18 protein-coding genes and 1 tRNA gene are annotated in these 24772 nt (G+C 49.3%); 10 read left to right on the top strand and 9 right to left on the bottom strand.

The window, feature by feature from the left end:
- Nucleotides 1–57: 57 nt before the first annotated feature.
- From IEX60_RS15610 to IEX60_RS15600, 3 genes are all read right to left on the bottom strand, one after another.
- Nucleotides 58–139: transfer RNA gene (locus tag IEX60_RS15610), tRNA-Leu, on the bottom strand.
- A 71-nt stretch (nt 140–210) separates the two neighbouring features.
- On the bottom strand, nt 211–1155 hold the full coding sequence (locus tag IEX60_RS15605) for an MlaD family protein (RefSeq protein ID WP_188752254.1): 945 nt from the start codon (nt 1153–1155) through the stop codon (nt 211–213).
- Nucleotides 1156–1256: 101 nt separating this feature from the next.
- Complete coding sequence (locus IEX60_RS15600) at nt 1257–2108, bottom strand: N-acetylmuramoyl-L-alanine amidase family protein (RefSeq protein ID WP_188752252.1); 852 nt, start codon at nt 2106–2108, stop codon at nt 1257–1259.
- A gap of 77 nt (nt 2109–2185) precedes the next feature.
- Here IEX60_RS15600 and IEX60_RS15595 point away from each other — a divergent pair, with 77 nt between their 5' ends.
- The 3 genes from IEX60_RS15595 to IEX60_RS15585 all read left to right on the top strand — a co-directional run bounded on the left by IEX60_RS15595 (nt 2186) and on the right by IEX60_RS15585 (nt 7624).
- On the top strand, nt 2186–4849 hold the full coding sequence (locus tag IEX60_RS15595) for a putative LPS assembly protein LptD (RefSeq protein ID WP_188752250.1): 2664 nt from the start codon (nt 2186–2188) through the stop codon (nt 4847–4849).
- A 3-nt stretch (nt 4850–4852) separates the two neighbouring features.
- Nucleotides 4853–6115: a competence/damage-inducible protein A gene (locus IEX60_RS15590; protein ID WP_188752248.1), complete on the top strand. Its 1263-nt coding sequence runs from the start codon at nt 4853–4855 to the stop codon at nt 6113–6115.
- A 180-nt stretch (nt 6116–6295) separates the two neighbouring features.
- Complete coding sequence (locus IEX60_RS15585) at nt 6296–7624, top strand: dihydrolipoamide acetyltransferase family protein (protein ID WP_188752246.1); 1329 nt, start codon at nt 6296–6298, stop codon at nt 7622–7624.
- Here IEX60_RS15585 and IEX60_RS15580 read toward each other — a convergent pair.
- Together IEX60_RS15580 and IEX60_RS15575 are read right to left on the bottom strand one after the other, a co-directional pair.
- Entirely contained in the window at nt 7621–8997 is a 1377-nt protein-coding gene (locus IEX60_RS15580) for an MATE family efflux transporter (RefSeq protein WP_188752244.1), read from the bottom strand. The two genes, IEX60_RS15585 and IEX60_RS15580, sit on opposite strands and share 4 nt — an antisense overlap.
- Nucleotides 8998–9097: 100 nt before the next feature.
- The gene (locus IEX60_RS15575) at nt 9098–10108 is read right to left on the bottom strand and encodes a helix-turn-helix domain-containing protein (protein WP_188752242.1); all 1011 of its coding nucleotides are present in this window, start codon (nt 10106–10108) and stop codon (nt 9098–9100) included.
- Nucleotides 10109–10215: 107 nt separating this feature from the next.
- Between IEX60_RS15575 and IEX60_RS15570 the strand changes: the two genes are divergently transcribed.
- The 5 genes from IEX60_RS15570 (at nt 10216) to IEX60_RS15550 (ending at nt 18252) form a co-directional block, all read left to right on the top strand.
- Complete coding sequence (locus tag IEX60_RS15570) at nt 10216–12660, top strand: TonB-dependent receptor (protein WP_188752240.1); 2445 nt, start codon at nt 10216–10218, stop codon at nt 12658–12660.
- 15 nt (nt 12661–12675) lie between these two features.
- Nucleotides 12676–14049: a DUF4374 domain-containing protein gene (locus tag IEX60_RS15565; protein WP_188752238.1), complete on the top strand. Its 1374-nt coding sequence runs from the start codon at nt 12676–12678 to the stop codon at nt 14047–14049.
- A 142-nt stretch (nt 14050–14191) separates the two neighbouring features.
- A complete protein-coding gene (locus tag IEX60_RS15560; protein WP_188752236.1) occupies nt 14192–15508 on the top strand; it encodes a PepSY-associated TM helix domain-containing protein in 1317 nt (438 codons plus the stop codon).
- 24 nt (nt 15509–15532) lie between these two features.
- Nucleotides 15533–15994, top strand: a complete 462-nt coding sequence (locus tag IEX60_RS15555) for a Sec-independent protein translocase subunit TatA/TatB (protein ID WP_188752234.1) — start codon at nt 15533–15535, stop codon at nt 15992–15994.
- Nucleotides 15991–18252, top strand: coding sequence for a Tex family protein (locus tag IEX60_RS15550; RefSeq protein WP_229717592.1), 2262 nt, complete (start codon nt 15991–15993; stop codon nt 18250–18252). Before IEX60_RS15555 ends, IEX60_RS15550 begins: the two co-directional genes overlap by 4 nt.
- An 18-nt stretch (nt 18253–18270) precedes the next feature.
- On the opposite strand, the gene cysM is transcribed toward IEX60_RS15550, so the two are convergent.
- On the bottom strand, nt 18271–19143 hold the full coding sequence (gene cysM, locus IEX60_RS15545) for a cysteine synthase CysM (protein ID WP_188752232.1): 873 nt from the start codon (nt 19141–19143) through the stop codon (nt 18271–18273).
- A gap of 3 nt (nt 19144–19146) precedes the next feature.
- Entirely contained in the window at nt 19147–19959 is an 813-nt protein-coding gene (locus IEX60_RS15540; RefSeq protein WP_188752230.1) for a serine O-acetyltransferase, read from the bottom strand.
- A 158-nt stretch (nt 19960–20117) separates the two neighbouring features.
- Between IEX60_RS15540 and fabG the strand changes: the two genes are divergently transcribed.
- Together fabG and IEX60_RS15530 are read left to right on the top strand one after the other, a co-directional pair.
- Nucleotides 20118–20861 carry a 3-oxoacyl-[acyl-carrier-protein] reductase gene (gene fabG / locus IEX60_RS15535; protein WP_188752228.1) on the top strand — a complete coding sequence of 248 codons (744 nt, stop codon included), beginning with the start codon at nt 20118–20120 and terminating at the stop codon, nt 20859–20861.
- Nucleotides 20862–20873: 12 nt separating this feature from the next.
- Nucleotides 20874–21854 carry a LuxE/PaaK family acyltransferase gene (locus tag IEX60_RS15530; protein WP_188752226.1) on the top strand — a complete coding sequence of 327 codons (981 nt, stop codon included), beginning with the start codon at nt 20874–20876 and terminating at the stop codon, nt 21852–21854.
- A gap of 337 nt (nt 21855–22191) precedes the next feature.
- Here the strand turns inward: IEX60_RS15530 and IEX60_RS15525 are convergent, their stop codons facing one another.
- Nucleotides 22192–23340 carry a transposase gene (locus tag IEX60_RS15525; protein ID WP_188752224.1) on the bottom strand — a complete coding sequence of 383 codons (1149 nt, stop codon included), beginning with the start codon at nt 23338–23340 and terminating at the stop codon, nt 22192–22194.
- Nucleotides 23341–23991: 651 nt separating this feature from the next.
- Nucleotides 23992–24276, bottom strand: a complete 285-nt coding sequence (locus IEX60_RS15520; protein WP_262892325.1) for a DDE-type integrase/transposase/recombinase — start codon at nt 24274–24276, stop codon at nt 23992–23994.
- Nucleotides 24277–24772: the final 496 nt, after the last annotated feature.

Here is a 24772-nt window from a genome sequence, read left to right as displayed (position 1 = left end):
TTTAAGCGTTTATCGCATATATAAAAAATCCTCCCGATTTCGTCGGGAGGATCCAAGTGCGGAAGAAGGGACTCGAACCCCCACGCCTTTCGGCGCCAGATCCTAAGTCTGGTGCGGCTACCAATTACGCCACTTCCGCATAGGATTTTATTTGGACTGCAAAAGTAAGGTTAATTCTTTAAAATGAAAAACTTTTTTGCTTTTAAAAAATCAGTCCCGTTTGCGCCCAAACACAGAGAAATGCACGTACCTACCCGGCCTTGCTTTCATGTCTGCAATCAATTCTTCCAGGTTTTGCGATGCCTGATTCAGGTTATCATACAATTGATTGTCATTCAACAGCATACCGATTGATCCTTCTCCCTGATTGATGCGGTCCGTAATGGATTGAAAATCGCTCATTGCCTTATTGGCGCTCAGGATGGTTTGTGCAAAATTAGCTTTGGCTACCTGATCGGTAATGCTATCCAAATTAGCTAAGACATTTCCGATCCGTTCGTTATTGTTTTTAAGGTTATTGGTGATGGATTCCACGTTACCCATAATATGGCTGATCCGATTCCGTTCCGAAACCACCAGCCCATCCAACTGCCGGGTAATACCTTCCAGGTTTTGTAGGGAGTTAGCAATGCTATTGATGCTCCGGTTAAAATCCCGCTGAAAATCTTTGTTAATTGTGTTGTTGATGGAGCTCAATACGGAGTCCAGTACGGCAGCAATGTCTTGGGCTTTCTTTTGGATGGGCTCAACCTGCTCCATGATATTCTTCTGTATTCCGGCAGTCAATTCGTCGCCATTTTTCGCATATGCCGAACCGTCTCCCAACTCAAAAACAATCGCTTTTCCCCCTAGCAAATCGGTACTGGCAAGAAGAGCCACGGTATTGGCGGGAATAGCGTACGTACGCTTCACCTTGAACTCGGTCCGGATACGTCCATCCGGCAGCAACTGCATCTTTGACACACGACCGATCTGGTACCCGTTTACCAGGATGGGTTTGGATTCGGTGAGCCCGTCTACACGCTCGTACGTTGCATAGAACGTATTGTCACTACTGAAGACATCATTTCCCTTCAGAAAACTGTATCCCAGGATTAAAATGGCTATGGCTACCACTGCCAATATGCCTACCTTCGTTTCATTTGCTATTTTCACGTTTCATGTTTTTGGGTTTTGTGTTTTTGTTTCCAAGAAAAGACAAAAAACAAAACGACGATCCCTCAATAAACAACATTAACCGGCATATTGTTTAGCACCTATTGGAGACGTTCTACCTGCCGCTTGTATGCTTTGATGGCTTGCACAAGGTTATTGATAATTTCCGCCTGCCCTTTTTCGGAATTCATGAATGTCTCTTCGTTTGGGTTGCTTAAAAACCCGATCTCGGTCAATACAGCCGGCATTCCCGCACGCGCCAACACGGCCAGGCTCTGCTCCTGCACACCACGGTTTTCCCTTCCGGACTTCACATATTCGTCCTGGATGAGGGATGCTAACTTAATACTTTTATCCCGGAATTGATTCTTCATCAATGAAAACACGATGTAACTTCCCGGGTCATTGGGATCAAACCCCTGGTAATTTTCCTGATAATTCTCTTCCAGCAGGATATCTGCATTTTCGCGCAACGCCGCATCCTGTTCTCCCAACCGGCCAAAGCCCGACACAAAGGTTTCAGTGCCTCTCACCGTCTTGTCCTGCCGGGATACATAATAATACTTTCCCTTGCTATTCCGCTGCCGTATTCTTCGTATGGGCGTCGCATTGCAGTGAACGGAGATAAACAGATCCGCCTTGTGGGCATTGGCAAATTCGATGCGTTTATACAATTCCACATCGATGTCCGTCGTGCGTGTATAAAGCACTTTTACGCCCGGTATCTCGGCCTCTATGGCTTTTCCCAACTTTAACACCACTTGAAGCACCACATCTTTCTCAAGTGATATGGCACCTCTTGCGCCGGGTTTATCCCCTCCATGTCCCGGGTCCAGCACGATCGTTTTTACGGTGTAAAGCGTATCCTGATACTTATTTGCAAAAGAATTCGTTGGAATAAATAGGCAGAGGGAAAAGAAACAAAGAATATATGTCGCAGTATGTTTTATCATGTCGATGTAATACACCAAATCCTAACTATTTTAATTAATTTTGTGCCAATTTTGAATTACTGCAAAAATAATATTCATTGTCAAATTTGAGGTCTGTTGTTGTCTTTTTTCCTAACATTTTATTATTCTTAACGGTATTTTCCGGTATATCGGTATACGGACAGGAAAATTCACCGGCAACACTCCCATCCGACACGACCCGTAATGCACCCAGGGATACGTTGACGGTTGACTCACTCAACAGCAGTTTGGATTCACTCGGCACCAAACGCGACACCGCGCAGAAAGACGCTACGGATGGACTGAAAGCGATGGTCACGATTGCGGCGGCCGACTCACAGGTGACCGAATTGAAAACCAATATTATCCACTTATACGGCGATGCAAAGGTCAAATACGAAGGATTTGAACTGGCCGCCGATTACATTCGCGTGAACCAGTCAATTAACGAAGTGTTTGCCAGCGGGCTCATGGATCACAACAACAAATATTCCGGCCGGCCCGTCGTCATCTTCCCCAACGAACCGCCCAAAACCGTGGATTCACTCCGCTATAATTTTGATACCGGAAACGGTGTCACGTTTGGCATCTTTACCGAGGTGGACGGTGGGTTCATCCAGGCAAGCAGGGTACGCAAGAACCAATACAACGAGATGTCGCTGTATCACGGTATGTACAGTACCTGTAACCTGCCACAGCCACACACCCATTTCGGTATCCAGATCAGCAAGGGGATTGTCACCGAAAACCAGATCATTTCGGGGCCGGCTTACCTCGTGATGGAAGGAGTGCCGCTTAAGTTTATTACCATCCCCTTCGGATTTTTTCCCAAACCCAACAAACGCTCGTCCGGCTTCTTGTTTCCCACATTTGGGGAAGAATTCAACCGCGGATTCTATATGCGCGACATCGGTTGGTATTTGGCGTTTAACGACTATTGGGACAGCGAGTTGCGGGGCACCCTGTATTCCAAAGGATCCTGGGAAACTGCGATACTCACCCGCTACCGGGTCAACTATAAGTACAACGGTGGTTTTAACATCAATTTCTCCAATACCAAAAGCGGTGTGGAGGGAACCGACCAGTACAGGGCATTGCACGATTTCCGTGTCAATTGGAACCACACCCAATTGCAGGAAGCCAACCCGGGTACTACCTTCAGTGCCAGTGTGCAGTTTGGTACCAGCGGATACGCGCATAACACGGCAGCAAATGCTTCCTACAATTACGAAGAAATCACCCGGAATACAATGAATTCCAGCATCAGCTACGGGCGGACCTTTGCCGATGGCAAAGTGAATTTTACCGCAAGTATGCGGCATTCGCAGAACATGGCCGACCAAACACTCAGCCTTGATCTGCCTACATTTTCGCTGAGCGTCGCTTCGTTTAATCCCTTTGACTCCAAAGACCGCGTGGGTGAGCAAAAGTGGTATCAACGCATCAACGTAAGTTATTCCTTGCGCGGGGATAACACGCTGAACGCAAAGGAAACCGGTTTGTTCAGCAAAGAAACATTGGATCAGTTCCAGCACGGCTTCCAGCACAGTATTCCCGTAAGCCTTTCGCTGAATGTGCTGAAATTTTTCCAGTTCAACACCAGTGTAAACTACAACGAGGGATGGCACTTCCAGACCTACCGGAGAAGGTTGGAAAACACGGTCAATGGATTTGAGGAGCTCCGGGACACGGTCAGGGGATTCCGCCGGTCGTACGATTATTCGGTGTCCTCGGGTCTGTCCACAAAAATCTATGGGATGTATCCCAAGATCGGAAAGATACAGGCCATGCGGCACGTCATCACTCCTTCGTTTAACCTCAATTACCGTCCCGATTTCTCCGACCCCATGTATGGATTTTACCGCCGCTACATCGATGCAAGGGGCGAAGAAAACCTATATTCTATTTTCCAGGGGAGCAAATACGGTTCCCCGGGAAGTGGCCGCTCCATGGGTATCGGATTTTCCATTGACAATAACCTAGAGGCCAAACTGCTCAGCAAGCAGGATACAACGGACGGTGGGGTCAAAAAAGTTCATATTTTGCAGGGGCTTACTTTCAGCGGCAACTATAATTTCGTGGCCGATTCGTTCAAGCTCTCAAACATCAATTTTTCGGGACGCACCGCGCTGTTCAATCAGAAAATCAACCTGAACTTCAACGGTACGTTCGACCCCTATAGCTACGATCGCACGGCGGAACGACGGGTCAACCGCTATGCCATCAAAGACGGCCAACTGGCGCGTCTTACCCAATTCGGCCTGTCATTTGACTACAGCTTCAATCCCGATGCCAACAAAAGCCGGCAGCAGGGACTGGATTCACTGGATAAGCAAAAACCTAGCATGACGCCGGAACAGCAACAGCAACTGGCCCGCATCAGTTCGGATCCCAATGCATTCGTCGACTTCAATATCCCCTGGAACCTAGCCGGTTCTTTCAGCTTCCAATATTCGAATCCGGGAAACCGGGAAACCGTGACCGCCACCTTGAACATACACGGCGATTTCAGCCTGACGCCCAAGTGGAAAGTCCAGTTCAACTCGGGTTATGACTTCCGGCAGAAGGAGGTTTCCATGACGCGATTCAGTATTTACCGCGATTTGCATTGTTGGGATATGTCTTTCGGATGGGTGCCCTTTGGGCGGTTCCAAAGCTATAATGTGACCATCCGTGCCAAGGCTTCCATCCTTCAGGATTTAAAACTGACCAAACGAAACGATAACTTCGGAGGTTTCTAACGTATGCAAGCAGAGATCATAACCATCGGCGATGAGATTCTCATCGGTCAAATCATCGACACCAATTCGGCCTGGATTGCCCAGCAACTGAATGCCATCGGTATCCGTGTCAAGCAGATCAGCTCGGTTGCAGATTATCCGGCAGATATTCTGGTCGCACTCACGCTGGCTTCGGGCAGAGCGGATCTTATTTTGGTTACCGGCGGACTGGGCCCCACTCAAGACGACGTGACGAAACAGACGCTTTCCGCCTATTTCGACTGTGGCCTCCGCCGTGCCCCTGAAGTATTGGCTCATGTCGAAGCCATCTTTCAGCGTGGCAACCGGCCCATGCTAGAGATGAACCGGAAGCAGGCCGACGTGCTGGAGAAAAGTGAGGTGTTGTTCAACGAAATGGGCACCGCACCGGGTATGTGGATCCTGCACAAGGGTAAACCTTATGTGATCATGCCGGGCGTTCCGTTTGAAATGAAACACATCATGCAGGAACGTGTACTACCCCGGCTCCGTAACCTTGAAGGACGTGTGCCCGTATGGCACCATACGCTGTTGACCGCGGGTATCGGTGAGTCGTTCCTCGCCGAAAAGATTGCAGATATAGAGGCCGCATTGCCTCCTCATATCCACCTGGCTTACCTGCCCAAACCCGGCTTGGTGCGGCTGCGGCTTACGGCTATTGGAGAAGACCTTGAAAAACTGAAACAAGAGACGCAGACCATTGCCGCGCGGTTGGAGGAACGCATCGGCAATTACTTCCTGGCCGATCGTGATACCACACTCGAACAACTGATCCGGGACTTTATGCAGGAACGCGAACTTCTGTTGGCCACTGCGGAGAGTTGCACCGGGGGAAACATTGCCCGGCTGATCACCTCCCTACCGGGAAGCAGTTCCATGTTTGAAGGCGGCGCAGTTACCTATTCAAACGCCATGAAACAGGCACTGCTCGGCGTCAACCCGGAAACCCTCGAACAGCATGGGGCCGTGAGCGAGGAAACGGTACGCGAAATGGCTGTGGGAGCAAAAACAAACTTCCGCACCGATTATGCCATCGCCGTAAGCGGAATTGCCGGACCCGAGGGCGGCACACCTGAAAAACCCGTAGGCTTGGTATGGATTGCCGTTGCAGGTAAAGATCAGGTAGTGGCCCGTAAGCACCTGTTCGGCCAGGACCGGGCGATCAATATTGAACGATCTTCTGCTGCGGCTTTATGGATGCTTTGGCAGTTGTTGCAGGCGGAATCGGATTCCAATCAGGCCGGCTAAACAAATGACTGCCGGTTTTGGTTAGAATTTGACACGATTATATACCATTAAATTTTGCAGTCGCATAGTTAAACGAAATTAAATTTTGGTGTTTGATTTTTAATCAATTATTTATGTAACTTAGGCCGGTTTTGATGGGAAAGCCGGCATGGATCCGTGCAAACAAAAATAGCAGGTAGTATGGCACTATACAATCTACAATTGCCCAAAATGGGTGAAAGCGTATCAGAAGCAACTGTAGTTAAATGGCTGAAACAGCCCGGTGATTCAATCGAAGAAGATGAGCCGGTGCTGGAAATTGCCACGGATAAAGTAGACTCAGATGTTCCTTCTCCTGTATCCGGAAAATTGAAGGAAGTACTTTTTGCCGAAGACACCGTCGCTCAGGTAGGTGATGTCATCGCAATCATTGAAACTGACGGGAATGAGGAGGAAATTGTCAAAGATGTAGCTGATCTACCTGCTGCAACCGAACCGGTTGATGATTCCGTCACACAGGACATACCCGGTATGGAACAGTTACCCCGTTTCTATTCCCCATTGGTCAAAAATATTGCCAACGAAGAAGGAATCAGCGCGGCGGAACTGGACAGCATCCCCGGTACAGGCAGCGAAGGAAGAGTAACCAAACAGGATATACTGAATTACCTGGAAACCAGAAAAGCGGCCCGGCAAACGGAACCGGACAGGTATGAAACACCCCATGTATCCCGCGTCTCAACCGAGTCCGTCCCGGTTGCGCCCCCTCCCGCCGACAGGCAGGATTGGCAGCCCCGAGAATCGGTCCTAACACTATCTCCTCACGATGAAATCATCGAGATGGACCGTATGCGTCGTTTGATTGCGGAACATATGGTACGCAGTAAACAGATTTCGCCCCATGTGTGTTCGTTCGTGGAAGCCGACGTTACAAATCTGGTTAACTGGCGGAATAAAGTAAAAGATGCTTACGAAAAACGGGAAGGTGAGAAAATTACCTTCACCCCTATTTTTATTGAAGCCGTAACCAAAGCTTTGCGGGACTTCCCCATGGTGAATATTTCCGTCAACGGCACACAAATTATCAAAAAACGCAACATCAATATCGGAATGGCGGCGGCATTGCCATCCGGCAACCTCATAGTACCCGTCATCAAGAACGCCGACCAACTGAGTCTCGTGGGGCTTAGTAAGGCTGTAAATGATCTGGCAAACCGGGCCAGGGCAAACAAATTGCGCCCCGATGATATACAGGATGGAACGTTTACGCTGACCAACATCGGTGCATTCGGCAACATCATGGGTACGCCGATCATCAACCAACCCCAGGTGGCTATCTTGGCTGTCGGTACCATTACAAAGAAACCCGCGGTCATCGAAACCGAACATGGAGACCTGATCGGCATCCGGCACCTGATGTACCTATCGTTATCGTATGACCACCGTGTCGTAGACGGTGCACTGGGGGGCCGCTTTGTCAAGCGCGTGGCAGATTACCTGGAAAATTGGGATGTGAACCGGGAAGTCTAAGTGTGATGGGGTGTTCCGAACCTCACCACCACCCTGCTGTACCTTACATACAGCAATACTGACGATGTGAGCAGGCCGAGTGTCAGCCCGTACCATATCCCGGACACGCCGATATCCAGTACGATTCCCAACAGATAAGCAGCCGGGAGCCCTACTATCCAATAGGCTACAAAAGTGATTAACGTAGGAATATTCACATCGCCCATCCCCCTTAGAATGCCCAGGCCAACCACCTGTGTACCATCAAAAAGCTGAAACAATCCGGCAATAATCAACAATTGCGCGGCGATGCCAATTACAACTGTATCACGGGTGAAAATCCAGGGTAAATACTGGTTGAACACGGTAAACAACACGGCCGATAAGCCCATAAAAACCAACACAATCAGATAGCTCGAAGCAGCAAACCTTCGTAATCGGAAAACATTCCGGTTTCCGTAGCTATTGCCGGTCTTGATGGTAGCAGCCGAGGCGATACCGCTCGCCATCATATACGTGGTCGCAGCCAGGGTAATAGCCACCTGATGGGCCGCCTGTTCATTGGCTCCGATCGTCCCCGCGATTACCGCTGCGGCGGCGAAGGCTCCCACTTCAAAGACATATTGCATTGCTACCGGGGCGCCGATTTTCAACAGCGCGACACATCGTACCCATCCCACATGCCACACATTGAATTTTGCCAGGTAACGCGCGAAGTTAATAGATCGAAACACATACGTTCCCATTACCACCGCCATCAGGCACCGGTCAATGAGCGTTGCATACCCCACGCCACTTATCCCCATCGGAGCTACTCCGAACAGGCCTTTCACAAAAACGATCGCCAACAACACATTCAGCACGTTTCCCCATATGGTAATATTCATCGCCTGCTTGGTATACCCCAAGCCTTCCGAAAATTGCTTGAACGTATTAAAAATCATTAACGGAACGATGGATAGGCTAAGAATGAAGAGGTACGGTTTCGCTACACGTACCACGGCGGGGTCCTGCCCAAGGTGATCGATCGCTGCCAGGGATCCAAAATAGACAAAGCAAAACAGCAAAAATCCGGACAGGATGTTGATGAATAAGCTATTCGAAAGCAACACACCGCATTCTGCATGGTTTTTACGACCGTTTTCCTGGGCAATCAGCGGTGTAAGACCATACGAAATACCGATGCCGATGACCATTACGATCATAAATACACTGTGCACCAACGATACCGCAGCGAGCGGAATGGTACCTGCGAAATGTCCTATCACAATGCTGTCTGCCGTCTGCACCAGCATCTGGCCCAATTGAGAAATCACCACGGGCCCTGCCAGCACCAGTGTGCTGAGCGCATAGGGTTTATATGACTTGAATCCTTGACGCACGTTGCCCTCCATTTAATTAGGAGCGGCAAACTTAGATAAATTTATCGATCTCTCGCTGCCATCAAGACCTTTATTATTGCGATAACGCTACCCCGATTTCACGGCTGCATCCTCACAAAATTGCGAAACAAGTGCAAACTTCCGGACATGCTGCCGTGGATAAGTATGCAGGTACGGAAATAAGCATCCGCAAGAGTTTCGTGGGTAGATAACCGAAATATTTACGGAAAGCAGCTGAAAAATGTGACGCATACTTGTAACCTACTTCCTGTGCTACCATGGCTACTTTCAGCTTCTCTTTTACCAATAAGGTTTTTGCCCGTTCCATACGGCTTATCGTCAGGTACCGAAAAACCGTAACCCCATATACGGCCTTGAAGTGAGTTTTCAACGTCGTTTCATTGGTACCGACCGTATGGGCCAACCCAACCAGCGAATAAGAAGCGGCCGGGTTGTCGCGCAGCATGCATCGAACTTTCCGGATGCGCGCTAACTCATCGGGACGAAGTTGCGGCAATAATTTTGTGCTGCCAAACCTATCCGCTTTCTCCAAAAATAGAACGAACAATTCGGCCAGCTTTAACTGGATATAAGCCGCCTGTAAATAAACCGGCTTCTTTTCATGGAGTATTTGTTGGATGACACCGATTTTCCTCATTCCTACTGCCATATTTAACTCATCCAACAACCAAGTGCAGCTATCGGCTTTCAGGAAGTCAACGAGACGTGGCTGACTATCGGCAAGCGGCAGCGAAATATCCGAAAGGCCGACAACAAGCATAAACAGTTCAACCGCTCCGCCTCCGTGAACAACGACATCCTGCATACAGTCTTCTTTGACCAAGAGACAATTACTTTCCCCGGCAGAAAAATTCTTCGTTTTCCCCCCACATCCGATGTGGACATCTTGTCCTTTTGACACAAAAATTACGCGGATTTCCGGTCGCCGCTGTCCCAACACACGGCAGCTATCAACCGCACTCGAGGTGTTGATTTGATAGTAACTAAAAACACTAAAACGGCTTATCGTAACGGTGCCTTCCTTCCATGCAAGTTTGTGGACACCGCCGTCGGCCAATAAACCATGCGTGATCTCGGCACGCTCCGAGGAAAATTCCGCCATATATAATTTGTATTCCCTTATTTATAATTTATTGGTTGTGCGTAACTCTATATTTGCGCCAAAAATAAGCTATTTAGACTACATATAAATAATAGTTTCAAAAAAACATGAACCACCTGTTATCCGTTACATTCTCCCTTCTTATCGCAAGCCTTGCTTTCGGGCAAACCGGGGAGTTATCAGGTTCCGTGACCAACTCGTCCGGACAGCCCGTGGTAGGTGCTTCGGTGACACTGAAACCCGTCAATCGAGCCACAATAACGGATGAAAATGGCAGATATACTTTAACGGACATTCCTTTTGGCGATTATGAATTGGTAGTCACTTCACTGGAAATACAAACCGTAGCAACACGGATCAAACTAAACCAAGCCCGACAGCGCAAAAACATCATCGCGGAAGCCCATGGAGGTAGCCGACTGGAAGAAGTAGCTGTGGTGCGCAATACCGAAAAGAAAGAGATGGAAACCAGCGGGTTTGCCGTTGCCGTGGTTGAAACCAAAGAGGCATCGTTGCGGAACCTTACCACCAATGAGCTCCTGGATCGAACCGTGGGGGTGCGGGTACGGCAGAACGGCGGCATTGGCTCACAGGTAGAGTACAACCTCAACGGCTTATCCGGTAATGCCGTAGGCCTTTTCCTGGATGGCATCGAAATCTCCACATACGGCTCTTCGTTCAATCTCAATAACATCCCCCCTTCCATGATTGAGCGGATAGAAATTTACAAGGGGGTGCTGCCGTCGCACCTCACGGGCGATTACGTGGGCGGTGCCATCAATGTTGTCCTGAAAAAAGACGCATCGCGCAACAACCTCACCGTAGCCACATCTTATGGGTCGTTCAACACCGCCCAATCGGATATCGGCGCCACCTTTAGGCATAAAAAAAGCGGCCTGTCTGTGCGGGCTTCGGGGTTTTACACCTACACAGACAATAGTTTCACCACGTGGGGACGCTCTACAACCTATGTAAACCACCTCCAGCAGATTACCCGGCCCTACCGGGCCAAGCGATTCAATGACACGTATAAGTCGATCGGTGGTCGGTTCGAAGCGGGATTCACCGATGTGTTGTGGGCCGACCAGTTTTTCGTGGGTTACAACATTTCCGACACCTACAACGAAATACCCCACGGCACTACGATGGCTACGCCGTATGTGGGGCGCTTTTCGGAATTCCAGGCCCATGTATGGAGCCTCAATTATGCTAAAAGGAACCTATTAATAGAAGGTTTGGCGCTCACAGTAAATGCCGTCCGAAGCAACCGAAGCACCTATTTACAGGATACAGTGGGTCTGGCCTATAACTGGGACGGCACCGTACGGGAAGTTATCGAATTCGGAGAGCGCGTGCCATTGCGCACATCAGGCGGCGGCCAGCAGGGTGAGAAAACCATGACCCAGATCGACCGGATAATTACAAACATACGGTCAAACCTGGGATACACCATCGCAAAGGGACACCGGGTTTCACTGAACCACAAGTTCGAGACAACGGACCGCGACGACAACGACCTGCTGAACCCGATCAACAAAGATCTGGTAACCGTGAGCCAAGTGGCCAAAAACATCCTGTCGGCCAATTACGAGGCCCAGACATTTAACGACCGTCTACGGACGAACTTACTTGGCAAATACACCGCCAACCGTACAAACACCAGTCGGCCGGAGCTCATCACCGAGAATGGCCAAAACACGATTTTGCGCCACGATACGACTACCTTTGCCGACAACTTCGGCTACGGGGCTACCATATCATATGCCGTGATCCCGCATCTGTTCGTGATCGCCTCTGGCGAAAACGGCTATGTGATGCCGGGCGAGCGGCAATTGTACGGCGACCCGGAAACCAACATCCTTCCAAACCCTCGCTTAAAACCTGAGAAAAACGTCAACTACAATGCAGGGATACGGTGGGGTGCGGTCGACTTAGGTAAACACCGACTGTCCTTATACGGCAGTGCATTCTGGCGAAACGGATTTGACAAGATCACCCAACAGGTGGTGGATGAAGACGAAATCGAAGACGAGTCGGATGCCGACATCCAGACCACCCGGTACATCAACCTGGGCAAAACCCAAGCACGCGGCGTGGAGGCCGAGTTACTTTACATTTACAACAACCGTCTGAATGTCATGGTGAATTTCTCGAAATTCAACAACCTGTTCAAAGGCGGAAACGATGCTGCGGGCGAAAGCCATGACCTATATAACGAGCAGGTGCCAAACGAGCCTTTCTTCACCATTAACTCCAACGTCCAATACAGGTTGGACAATGCCTTCCAGAAACAGTCTGTGCTCAACCTGTACTACAACACCGGCTATGTCGGCGAATTCTACGTCGTATGGGGGCAACCGGAGTGGTCCAAAACGCCTACGCAATTCACGCACGACATAGGAGCCAGCTACCGATTTCCCAGCGGCAAGCTAGTAGCCAGCTTGGATGTTAAAAATATCTTCAATGCCGAAGTGTACGACAACTTTATGGTACAGAAGCCCGGCAGAGGGATTTATGTTAAGTTGAATTATACCCTTAGTAAATTTTTATAAGTAACACGAAGCAATATGAGAAATCAATTGACAAAAATGATGTATGCCGCCGCACTGGCGGCAGTAACATTGGGTAGCTGTAGCAAATCCGATGGGCCGGGTCCTGACACCGATCCGGTGGAAGACGATACCCGTTGGATCACACTTACCGCGGCCTTCCCCGATGAAAACGGCACAGCCGGCAATGGAGGAACTCTTGCCTACGCGATCACGCCGGAGAACGCGGCAGACCCCAATTATGAAGTCCGGATTTTTGACGCCGGCAAAGGCTTTTCACTGAAATCCAAACGCACGGCCCGCGTACAGGCGTCGGCAGACGGCAAATACCTCTACAACATCCAATACACGGGTACAGAAGGCGGCGTATTCAACAAGTACGAAGTATCCGGAGAAGGGGAGTACATCGAAGTAGGGAATGAATTGAATACGGCCGTTATCCTCGGCACCTCCCCCCGTTGGACCAAAGCCGCTGAAGGCATAGGCGTAGGCGTATCGTATGGCAATGCCCTGGATTCGTACACCGGAGAGGCACCCAATTACCAATTTCAGCATCCCAAAGGTGACATCCGTATTGCCAACATTGATTTGAATAATACGGCAATCACTAACACCGGTAGCATCGAGATTGATCTGGGCGAAGAATTGGAAAGCCAGGGCTATTATGTGTGGCGGGCAGACGTACCGGTGCTGAATGAAGCGCAAGACAAGCTGTTCATCGGCGTGGGTATCCGCCGATTTGACCTGACCCAAACCACGCCGGTTGCTGGCAGGAATGGTTCATTGAGCTGGCCTACAACAGACGAGCGCGACTTGGGCACGATGACCTATGTGGTTGATTATCCTTCCCTGCGGAATCCAAAAATCATCTCATCTACGGTTGCAAAAACCGATAACCTAGCATACCGCACCATGACCCAATACGTAGGTACGGACGGCCACGTTTACCAAGCTGCTACGAGCATGGGCAACGGACACCAGATTCTGCGCATCAGCAAATCGACAAACGATTACGACAATTCATATGATTTCAACCTGAATGCTGCCCTGGGCATCGACGATGCGGGCATCCGGGCATTCCGTTACATCAAAGACGGAATGGGTGTGGTACTTTATACACGCGGTACGGTTGAAGGTGGCTTCATTGCACTGGTTGACCTCAACAACAAGACCGCGAGCAAAATAACGACGGAATACGAAGGAGAGGAAACGTTTGCCACCACACTCGGTCAGTTCCAGAACATCGGCGCCGACGGCGATTTTGCGTACGTTCCCGTAACACCTTCGGGCCAAGACGGCGCAATATACGTGATCAACTGGAAAACCAAGGAAGTGACGAAAGGAGCAAAATTGGTGAATAGCACCGGTAGCCACTATATCGGCGCTTATTAATTTCAGTAGCTTAAAAGAAGTAAGTCTTTTCTATCTTCAGGCTTTTAATACGTTAATAAGAAAATCATCCAAATTAAATTTGGGTGATTTTCTTATTAACGTATTCGTTGAGATCGATTAAACTAAACTAAACTAAACAACCATGGCAAAAAAAACGGCTAAAAAAAACGCATGGCAAAAGACCCGGAAGTTCTTCAATGACATCCATCTCTGGGTTGGCCTCATCAGTGGCATCGTCGTTATTCTTGTTTGCTTTAGCGGCACCATTTATACATACAATACCGAATTGCGCGAATGGGCATCGCCCCACCTACATCACGTACAGATTCCCGCCCATGGAAAGCGGATCCCGGTGGATGAGTTGATTCCGAACATTGCCGAACAATCCGGAGGTAACGTTACGGCCGTCGGCATCCCCGCTGATCCCGGCCGCACGTATCAATTTAATGTACGAACCGAGGAAGACAAAAGCCGATTTGGCACCACTTACTACGTCAATCCGTACACCGGTGACATCGCCGGGACTTCAAAGGAAACAACCAAAACCGGCGAATTCATGCAAACCATGTTCAGCTTGCACCGCTGGCTGTTGCTGGACAGGATCGAAAAACCGTTGATTGGAGAGTTATCCAACCGGCAATTGGGCAGTTATATTTCCGGCACCGCCACCATCCTATTCACGCTGGGCGTCCTAACGGGGTTGGTTATCTGGTTCCCCCAGAAACTACGAGCATGGCGGCAGGGCCTGAAAATCAAATGGAGCGCCGGGTGGAAGCGGATCAACCACGATCTGCACAATACGCTCGCCTTTTATTCGCTCATTTTCCTGTTGCTTATGGGTATTACCGGCCCTCAGTGGTCGTTCCCCTGGTACCGTACCGGATTGCAAAAAACATTGGGTACTTACAAAGAGCAACCCCGTGAACGCAATGGAAGCGGGCATGGCGGCGGAGACCTACGCCAAACGAATGCTGAAAAGAACGGCAGAGACGGAAAACAAAACGCAGGTCAAGAAGGTAATTCCAACGAAAAAGAACCGGAAGCCGAACCTAGGTTGTTACCCATCGCGACTTACTTAGCCACTGCCGATGAAGCATTACCGTATAAAGGTGATTACCGATTAACGCTGCCCAAAGATGCGGAGACACCCCTATCCATCAGCAAAAACCGAATCGGCTTTTTTGCTCCGGCCGCGGGCGATCAACTGAGCCTGGACGTAGCCACCGCCTATATAAAAGAAATACAGATCTTCCGCGATAAGCCTTTCAACGAACGGGTGGCCGGTTCCATCAAAGCGCTGCACATTGGTAACGTTTATGGACAATTCACGAAGCTGATTTACTTTTTATCCTGTTTGATCGCTACGACTTTACCGATTACCGGTACGCTTATCTGGCTCAACAAGATGAAGAAAAAAAAGGTCAACTCATGGATATCACAAAATTTACCCCTACCTTAGCTGTGATAAAACAGAGATTGTGTTATGTTGAGTACAGTATTGGCCTTCCTGAACATCGGAACGAGCGAAATGATGTTGATCGTATTTGTGGCTCTACTGCTATTTGGAGGCAAAAAATTACCCGAATTAGCAAGAGGATTGGGCCGGGGTATCCGTGAGTTTAAAGACGCATCGGAAAGTATCAAACGGGATATCAGCGATCAGATCAATAATTTTGAGAAAGACATAGAAGTGAAGGACGTAATCGTAAAAGATGAAGAGCCGAAGAAACTGAATGAAAACAATGCTTCGGCCCCTGCCGGCACATACGAACATAATCCCGGACGCGAACCGGACTATTACGGCAGCCAGGGCCCTTATTATCATGATAACGAGTATGGTACCGCTGAAAACACCTCGGACTCCGGTAATACCGACGATATAAACAACCCGCAAACGTCTCACGAAGACCCGAAACAACCGGTAAGCGAAGAAAAAAACGCGTGACCCACGAAATTCGTATTTCCAATGAGCTCGCTTTGTCAGAACGGCAGGTGAGCGTTGTCCTAGGACTGCTGGCAGAAGGCGCCACGATTCCTTTTATTGCGCGCTATCGAAAAGAGATGACAGGCAGCCTTGACGAGGTGCAGCTAACCCAAATCCGGGACCGTTCGCAGCAGTTGCAGGAATTGGATAAGCGCCGGGAAAGCATCCTAAAGTCATTGACCGATCAGGGGAAACTGACCCCCGAGCTGGAACAACAGGTGAACGCCGCCGAAACGATGGCAAACCTGGAGGACCTGTATTTACCGTATAAGCCAAAGCGCAAAACCCGGGCAAGTATTGCCCGCGAAAAAGGACTTGAACCGCTGGCGCAGCTTATTCTGGCGCAGGATGGGACGAACATTACCGAGGTGGCACAAGCTTTTATAAACTCCGATAAAGGTATACAGGACGCGGAAGAAGCGTTAGCAGGTGCGCGCGACATCCTTGCCGAAACTATTGCCGAGGATGCCGCCATCCGGGCACAGGTACGGCAGGTTTTCATGGAAAAAGGACTTTTTGTTTCCCGTGTAGTACCCGGCAAAGAAGAAGATGCTATCAAGTACAAAGATTATTACGAGTGGTCTGAACCGTTGAAGACCGCCCCTTCGCACCGGATTCTGGCGATGCGCCGCGGTGAGAAAGAAGAATTGCTTTACCTCGACATCGACGTGCCCGAAACGGAGGTGCTCCCACTGTTGGACAATGCCTATGTCAAAGGTGCAGGGGAAGCCAGTGCGCAGGTACGTATGGCCATGCTCGACGGGTATAAAAGGCTACTGAAGCCTTCCATGGAAACGGAAATCCGGATGCTTACCCGCCAACGGGCAGACGAAGAGGCCATCCGGGTATTTGCCGAAAATGTCCGGCAATTGCTGCTTGCAGCCCCTTTGGGGCAAAAGCGGGTGATGGCAATTGACCCCGGATTCCGGACAGGCTGCAAAACGGTTTGCCTGGACGAACAGGGCGCATTGGTGGAACATACGGCCATCTTTCCCCATACCGGTGCTGCGAAGGCCGAAGAAGCAGCGAAAACCGTCCGCTTTCTGATTGAAAAACATCAAATACAGGCGATCGCCATTGGCAATGGTACGGCTGGCCGCGAAACAGAAGATTTTATCCGCAAACTTGCCCTCCCGGGGGTAACCATTGTCATGGTCAATGAAAGCGGCGCTTCCATCTACTCTGCCTCCCACGTGGCGCGCGAAGAGTTTCCCGACCACGACGTAACGGTTCGGGGCGCGGTATCCATCGGCCGTCGGCTTGTCGATCCATTGGCTGAGCTGGTTAAAATAGACCCCAAATCCATCGGTGTTGGGCAGTACCAACACGATGTTGACCAAGCTAAACTTCAGAGCGCATTAGACGATACGGTGATCAGTTGTGTCAATGCCGTGGGTGTGGAACTCAACACCGCATCCAAGCAAATTCTGTCCTATATTTCGGGCCTGGGCCCCTCGTTGGCGCAGCAGATTGTCAACTTCCGTAACACACACGGGGCGTTCCGCAACCGGGAGTCACTGAAAAACGTACCGCGCCTGGGTGAAAAAGCCTTTGAGCAAGCAGCCGGATTCCTACGGATCCGAAATGCTGAAAATCCACTGGATGGCAGTGCCGTACACCCCGAACGCTATGCGTTGGTTGAACAGATGGCCACTGACCTGGGTTGCCGGGTTGCAGATCTTTTACGGGAGGAAAAACTCCGTAAACAAATTGATCTCAAAAAATACGTAAGCGATACGGTAGGCCTGCCCACCCTTCGGGATATCCTGGCCGAACTGGCCAAGCCCGGCCGGGATCCACGTGAGCAATTTGAGCAATTTTCCTTTACAGAGGGCGTTAACAGCGTTGGCGACCTGCGTATTGGGATGAGGTTGCCGGGCATTGTTACCAATATTACCGCCTTCGGTGCCTTTGTTGACATCGGTGTACATCAAGACGGCTTGGTACACCTGAGCCAATTGGCCAACCGTTACATCAAAGATCCCAATGAAGTGGTGAAAGTGCAGCAAAAGGTGATGGTAACCGTTACGGAAGTCGACCAAAAACGGAACCGGATCAGTCTTTCGATGAAGACGGAACCTCAGAAAGCAGAAAAGTCCGAAAAGCGGGAACATCGAAAGACAGAAAGACCGAAGTATCGGAAAACCGAAAGTCCGAAGCGGGAAGAAAGCGATATGGCTTCAAAGCTGGCCGCGTTAAGGAGTAAATTCGGATCGTGATAGAACACGGAGATAGTTTTATCCAAACAGATCGCTGGATAAATACCGGTCGCCCCGATCGCAGGCGATAAATACAATGACCCCTTCGTCCAGTTCCGTTGCCAGCCGGGTAGCGCATGCCATCGCTCCCCCGCTACTCATGCCTACAAATACACCTTCTGTACGTGCCAGTTGCCTTGTCATTTCGACGGCTTCCGTCTGGGATACATCCATCACCCGGTCTACCCGCTGGGGGTCGTAAATCTTAGGAAGGTATTCCATGGGCCAACGCCGGATGCCCGGTATCGACGATTCCTCCGTGGGCTGGCATCCCACAATCTGTATATCGGGATTTTGCTCCTTCAGGTACATGGAGTTACCCATGATACTTCCGGTCGTGCCCATTGCACTCACAAAATGCGTAATCTGCCCCTGGGTATCCCGCCAGATTTCAGGCCCCGTTGTCTTGTAATGAGCAAGGTAATTGTCGGGGTTGGCAAATTGGTTTAAGAGGAAATAGCCGCTCTGCTGCCCCTTTTCCTCCGCATAATCGCGGCACGCTTCGATGGATTCCAGCAGAGTAACTTTCGCTCCGAAGGCCTCCATCGTCAACGTACGTTCACGGGTGGAGTTGGAAGGCATCACCAATTCGATATCCAAGTCATAAATACGCGCAATCATCGCCAGGGCAATCCCTGTATTTCCACTGGTGGCCTCGATCAGCTGCATCCCGGGTTTAATATCCCCGCGTTCCATCGCACTGCGGATCATGTTGAGTGCCGCCCGGTCTTTCACGCTCCCGCCCGGATTGTTCCCCTCTAACTTCACATACAGACGGACCCTCGGATTCGGATTCAGTTTTGTAAGCTCTACCAGTGGTGTGTTCCCCACGCAATCAATCAGTGTTTGCATTCGTTAATGGGTTGTTTTTGAGTCAACAATTTTTACGGTAGACTGATGATAGACAGTGGTATACGGAGGGATACTGGATGTTAGCCACACGTTACCTCCGATTACACTGTCGTGGCCAATGACCGTATCGCCACCTAAAATGGTTGCGCCGGCGTAAATAACCACCCGGTCCTGTATGGTGGGGTGCCGCCGTGTATTGGCTAAAAATTTCTCAACACTCATCGCACCCAGCGTTACACCTTGGTAAATTTTCACCTGGTTGCCGATGACCGCCGTTTCCCCGATTACCACGCCCGTGCCGTGATCGATGCAGAAATATTCACCGATCTGTGCCGCGGGATGGATATCAATACCGGTCTGGGAATGTCCGTGTTCCGTAAGGATACGCGGCAAGAGCGGTACATCCAGTGTCATAAGCCGATGTGCGAGCCGGTAGAGCGCGATGGCCAAAAAGCCCGGATAGGTACGGATTACTTCAAATTCACTGGTTGCGGCGGGGTCTCCCTCGTAAATTGCCGCAGCATCGGTGTACATCATCCGGCGCATTTCGGGCAGTGACCCGTAAAATTGGGTGGCAATTAAACCGTTGTTGCAATCTTCACAGGCTTTGGTTCTATTTAAAATGCCCACCAGTTCTTTTTCAGACTGGGTAAACTGGGTTTTAAGCTGTTCAATGGTCCGGTCGGGATGCGTTTGGCGTTCCGGAAAAAGTAAATCCAGCAAGCCCAATGCCCATCCGGCAATCATGCCATTGGGGGGCACATCGTTGATCTCTTGTTGTTTACGGTAAAGTTGACTAAAAAACTCGTCGTTCATTGTTTGTTGTCGTTGTCGTGTAGCTAAGGACGCAAATAATTTGCAGCTTATCAACAATATCGTTTAATTATTACAATAATTTAAATTGCAGTGACAGGTCGTGATTTTTTTCTAAGTTTGCGCCGATACCTTTTAAATAGCATATAGACAGCAATCAAATGAAACTACTCGAAGGAAAAACAGCACTGATTACTGGTGCGTCCAAAGGAATTGGCCGGAAAATAGCGGAAACATTTGCCGCAAACGGAGCGAATGTAGCATTTACCTACCTGTCATCTGTAGAGAAAGGAGAAGCCCTTGAAAAGGAACTTCAGGCTCATGGCACCAAAATAAAGGGGTACCGGTCGGATGCGTCCATTTTTGAAGAAGCCGAAAAATTAATCAACGATATCGTTTCGGAATTTGGGACCCTGGATGCGGTGGTCAATAATGCCGGAATTACCAAAGATGGCCTGTTACTGCGGATGACCGAAGACCAATGGGACGACGTACTCAATGTAAACCTCAAATCGGTTTTCAACGTGACCAAAGCTGCTTCCAGAATCATGATGAAAAACCGCAAGGGTGTATTCATCAATATGAGTTCGGTGGTAGGCGTACAGGGAAATGCCGGACAGGCTAACTATGCCGCTTCAAAGGCGGGTATCATTGGTTTTTCCAAATCGGTAGCCAAAGAACTGGGATCGCGCAACATCCGCACCAATGTCATTGCGCCGGGATTTATCCGGACGGAGATGACCGATGTACTGGATCCGAAAGTAGTGGAAGGTTGGGAGCAAAATATTCCACTGAAACGGGCCGGAGAGACCGAAGATGTGGCCAATGCCTGTCTGTTTCTGGCGTCAGACCTGGCATCCTACATCAACGGACAGGTGCTGTCCGTGTGCGGCGGAATGCTGTAGCGATTCGGACACATGGTATCGGCAGACCGCATATTTTCCATCTCTTCATCCGAGGAGTTTACCGGTGGCTGCCTGGAAATCTTCCGGCACCAATCCCGCCATTGCACGGTATATGCCGAATACCTTGCCTTATTGGGTATAAATCCGGTTGCGGTAAAACAGCCGGAACATATCCCCTTTCTGCCCATTGAGCTGTTCAAGCAGCACCGCATCGTATCCGTAACGCAGGAACCGCAGCTGACTTTCAGTAGCTCGGGTACCACAGGCAGCGTACAAAGCAAACATTACGTGGCGGATGTAGCCATCTACGAAAGAAGCTTCCGCACGGCCTTCGAACGGTTTTACGGCGTTCCAACAGACTGGACCATTCTGGCCCTTCTTCCCTCCTACGCCGAGCGGGAAGGATCGTCGCTTATCTACATGGTGGACGACTTAATCCGCGAAAGCAGAAACCCGCTAAGTGGTTACTTCTTGTATAACCACCAGGAACTGTTTGATCGTTTACAACACCTTAAAGCAACCGGCGGTAAGACGTTGCTGATCGGCGTTACCTATGCGTTGCTGGATTTTGTGGAAAATTACCGGATCGATTTCCCCAAGCTGATTGTCATGGAAACGGGTGGAATGAAAGGCCGAAGGAGGGAAATGATCCGCGAGGAAGTACATGAACGGCTTCGTTCGGGATTTAATGTCGATTCAATACATTCGGAATATGGTATGACTGAATTGCTGTCGCAAGCTTACTCAGCGGGCAACGGCTTATTCCGCTGCCCTCCCTGGATGAAGATCATCGTCCGGGATACGAATGACCCCTTTACCATTCTCCCCACCGGTTTAACGGGTGGTATCAATGTGATTGACCTTGCCAATGTGCAATCCTGCGCATTCATTGCTACGCAGGATCTTGGCAAAACGCACCCAGGTGGCCATTTCGAAGTATTGGGTCGCTTTGACCAAAGCGACGTCCGCGGGTGCAACCTGCTGATCCAATAAAAATGACAATATACGGCAAGCCAAAGCCGGTCTTAAAGCTTTTCGATCTTGTCATCGGAATGCCGGTATACTTGGGAGTCATGCTTAATGACAAGCTGTCGGCCGTCAGGTAAGATTTTACTTCTTTACTTTGCTTCGTTGAGCGATTTTTCGATTTGGCTGTAAATTATAATCAGTTTTGGTAATTTACGTTTTGCTTGTGAAACATAAAAGAGGTAAACAGCGTTTGGGCTTCTGTTGGACTGATTGATACGGTAATGATGTTATCCAATTTGATGACTACTTCATGATATTTCGATTTTTTGTACCATCTGTCAAATCAATAGTTAGTTAATTTTTAAGCGGCAATAGTGCCGTATAGTAATAGTTCTTTGACATGTTTCTGATTTTTTCGCAAGTGTGGGTTCACGCCAAAGGTTGAAAAAAATCTATCCATCAGTAAGGCGTTGTGGTTCATCGTCTTGATATCGGCTATAGAGAACGCACCCCGTTCTTTTTTCGGGATGCTTATCCAGTGCGCAACTTTGGCTACGTTTGTTGCCGTCAGGGCCATATTGAAGTGGGAGTCCAGTTTGTTCTCGCTCCTTGCCTGGCAGTTCTCCAGCCCGGTGAACTGTTTGGCGTCGCGGTATATGAACTCGATTTGGAAGCGTAGCCTGTAGTATCTGACGATAGTTGCGGCATCCATCTCCGTGTCGGTAGAGAAGTACAGTCTGTGCTTCTTGTCGAACGGTACCCTTACCACACGGACTTTGCGCCTGAGTGATACGGCATAGACGACGGCGGTGGTGGCGAGGGTTCCATCTTCCAGTACCACTTCAGGGAAATGTTCGGTTTTGATATCTTGGTGGTTGACTTTACTGTCGTACACCCGTGGCCTTCCGCGACCGGGTTTTTGTGGGCCGGTGTAGAGGTACTTCAGGTTGGCGTCATCGCGCATCCTGCCCACGAACTGGAAACCGGCACCGCAAACCGCATCGATGAAAGACTTCTTGGTGAACCATGCATCGGCGACAGCGACGCGGGAGAGTTCCGAGAGTTTTTCACTGTGGCCGGTGAAGCAGTCCGCATAGATCCCGGCAAGTGACCTGTCGGGATGGTTACCGGTCAGCGTCTGGCAGGCGTCCAGGTGGAATCCGGTGTGGTTGTCCACATCGATTGCCGCCATACCCAGCATCTCCAGCCCCCGTTTGGTCCTGGCCGCCTGGCCCGACCAGAAATAGCCGATGCCGGGTGTTTGCCTGCCCGATTTGGCGATGAAACTGGGGTCAAGGGCGATGATATAATGGCCACTGGCATGTTCCCTGACCAGGCTGCAGTTGAATTCCATGAAATCGAATGGCTTTTCGAATTGGATGCGATAACGCTGTTCGCTATATTTGCCGTACCTTCCCAGTTGCTGGAAATTGACCCGACCCTTTATCGAGAGGAAAAGGGTAACGGCCTTGACCACAAAACGCTGCCTGCACGCGTTGATATTTTTCATGTTAATCAATATGTTGACTATCAGTGATTTGTACAGATTATAACCCTTGGTGACCATATCTCAAATAATGCTTCAAAAAACACTATTAAGATACTGAAAATCAATGGTTTATTTAAATATTCCAACCACTATTTATCCACTTATTTTACTGTAAATCAGAAATTTGTCCCAGTTTTTAACGGAGTATTGATTAAATAACACATTGGACGCTTTCGATATTCATTCTGCAACTGACAGCCAAGTGCAAGCCATGCGGCTGGGATTTGCTCTTATAAAGAAAGCTTGAGCCGGCCATTGCGTTCATCTTTACGTTGACGAATCTCAATTAACCTAAACTTTCTCGGCGGGTAGCTGTTATTAATTAAGTTATCCGCACCCTGGTTGGACGTTCATCGCCAATCAGAAGGCTACGATCTAAACTTGTCTTCGAGGAGTTGAAGAGGCCAGCTCTTTCACGCGGCGGAGCTCATGGCTGTGTAATCTTACCCTAACTAGCTACATCCAAAACTAAAAAATTCCAATCAGGAGGGCACCAGATTTGCTGTTGTTATCCTGTTGTAATGTGGGAAACTGGCACTGGCCATTTTGGGTTGGGAGTTTTCCATATTTCAACAGGAATTCACCGGCGGAAGGTTCTGTTGAACCGCTCAATCAGGCTGTTCTGTGTGGGCTTGCCGGCTGGATGAATTCCCATGTTATCTGTTTTTTACCGCACCATTCGGTCACCGCCGCTGCCATGAATTCCGGTCCGCTGTCCGAGCGGATCTTCTCTGGCTTGCCCCGCCATTCGACCAGTTTCTCCAATTCTCGGATCACGCGGTGGGCCGGAAGGCTCGCGTCCACCGAAATGGAAAGTGCCTCACGGCTGAAATCATCGATGATGTTCAGCGTCCGGATCGTCTTGCCATTGGCCAACGTATCGTGCATGAAATCCAGGTGTAATCTACCTCAAGCTCCAAAACAATTTCATTTGCAAAAAAATCTTGTTCCGCACCCGTTAACTTGGTATGAAATACGAATTTAATAAAAAGCTAAAAACGCTTACGTGATACAAATTTTCCAATTCTGGGATCATAAACCAAACGGGATTGCCGTCTCCCTCTGATGATGGGCACGACCTTTCGCCTTGCCGGTTCCTCCTTGGCTTGATATGGGGCTTCTTCCATGGGCTGTTCGACATTCGTCAAACTTCCCAGTACGCGTTTTACCCGCACTGACCATTCCCCACTGATGACAGATTTGACGAAAACTTCGCGTGAAAATGCTGCAATTTTCGAGTAAGTACCGAACGACCCGGGGAACTACAAAATAAGATATTGGATTATGATCAGAAGATTAAATTTTTATGGTTTTTTTTTTGAGATAAATTTAGTTAATTTTTTACTTGATAAATAATATTTATTAATTATATTTGTCGTAATTTAGACGCAAA

This window comes from Parapedobacter defluvii (genome assembly GCF_014642075.1).
GTDB classification, from domain to species: Bacteria; Bacteroidota; Bacteroidia; order Sphingobacteriales; family Sphingobacteriaceae; genus Parapedobacter; species Parapedobacter defluvii.
This window is presented reverse-complemented; position numbering and strand designations above follow the sequence as displayed.

Coding starts and splice junctions, on each gene's coding strand:
- IEX60_RS15570 (WP_188752240.1), top strand. CDS start 10,216: ATGAACCACCTGTTATCCGTTACATTCTCCCTTCTTATCGCAAGCCTT.
- IEX60_RS15560 (WP_188752236.1), top strand. CDS start 14,192: ATGGCAAAAAAAACGGCTAAAAAAAACGCATGGCAAAAGACCCGGAAG.
- cysM (WP_188752232.1), bottom strand. CDS start 19,143: ATGCAAACACTGATTGATTGCGTGGGGAACACACCACTGGTAGAGCTT.
- IEX60_RS15580 (WP_188752244.1), bottom strand. CDS start 8,997: ATGGAGGGCAACGTGCGTCAAGGATTCAAGTCATATAAACCCTATGCG.
- IEX60_RS15590 (WP_188752248.1), top strand. CDS start 4,853: ATGCAAGCAGAGATCATAACCATCGGCGATGAGATTCTCATCGGTCAA.
- fabG (WP_188752228.1), top strand. CDS start 20,118: ATGAAACTACTCGAAGGAAAAACAGCACTGATTACTGGTGCGTCCAAA.
- IEX60_RS15525 (WP_188752224.1), bottom strand. CDS start 23,340: ATGAAAAATATCAACGCGTGCAGGCAGCGTTTTGTGGTCAAGGCCGTT.
- IEX60_RS15555 (WP_188752234.1), top strand. CDS start 15,533: ATGTTGAGTACAGTATTGGCCTTCCTGAACATCGGAACGAGCGAAATG.
- IEX60_RS15540 (WP_188752230.1), bottom strand. CDS start 19,959: ATGAACGACGAGTTTTTTAGTCAACTTTACCGTAAACAACAAGAGATC.
- IEX60_RS15565 (WP_188752238.1), top strand. CDS start 12,676: ATGAGAAATCAATTGACAAAAATGATGTATGCCGCCGCACTGGCGGCA.
- IEX60_RS15600 (WP_188752252.1), bottom strand. CDS start 2,108: ATGATAAAACATACTGCGACATATATTCTTTGTTTCTTTTCCCTCTGC.
- IEX60_RS15575 (WP_188752242.1), bottom strand. CDS start 10,108: ATGGCGGAATTTTCCTCGGAGCGTGCCGAGATCACGCATGGTTTATTG.
- IEX60_RS15585 (WP_188752246.1), top strand. CDS start 6,296: ATGGCACTATACAATCTACAATTGCCCAAAATGGGTGAAAGCGTATCA.
- IEX60_RS15530 (WP_188752226.1), top strand. CDS start 20,874: ATGGTATCGGCAGACCGCATATTTTCCATCTCTTCATCCGAGGAGTTT.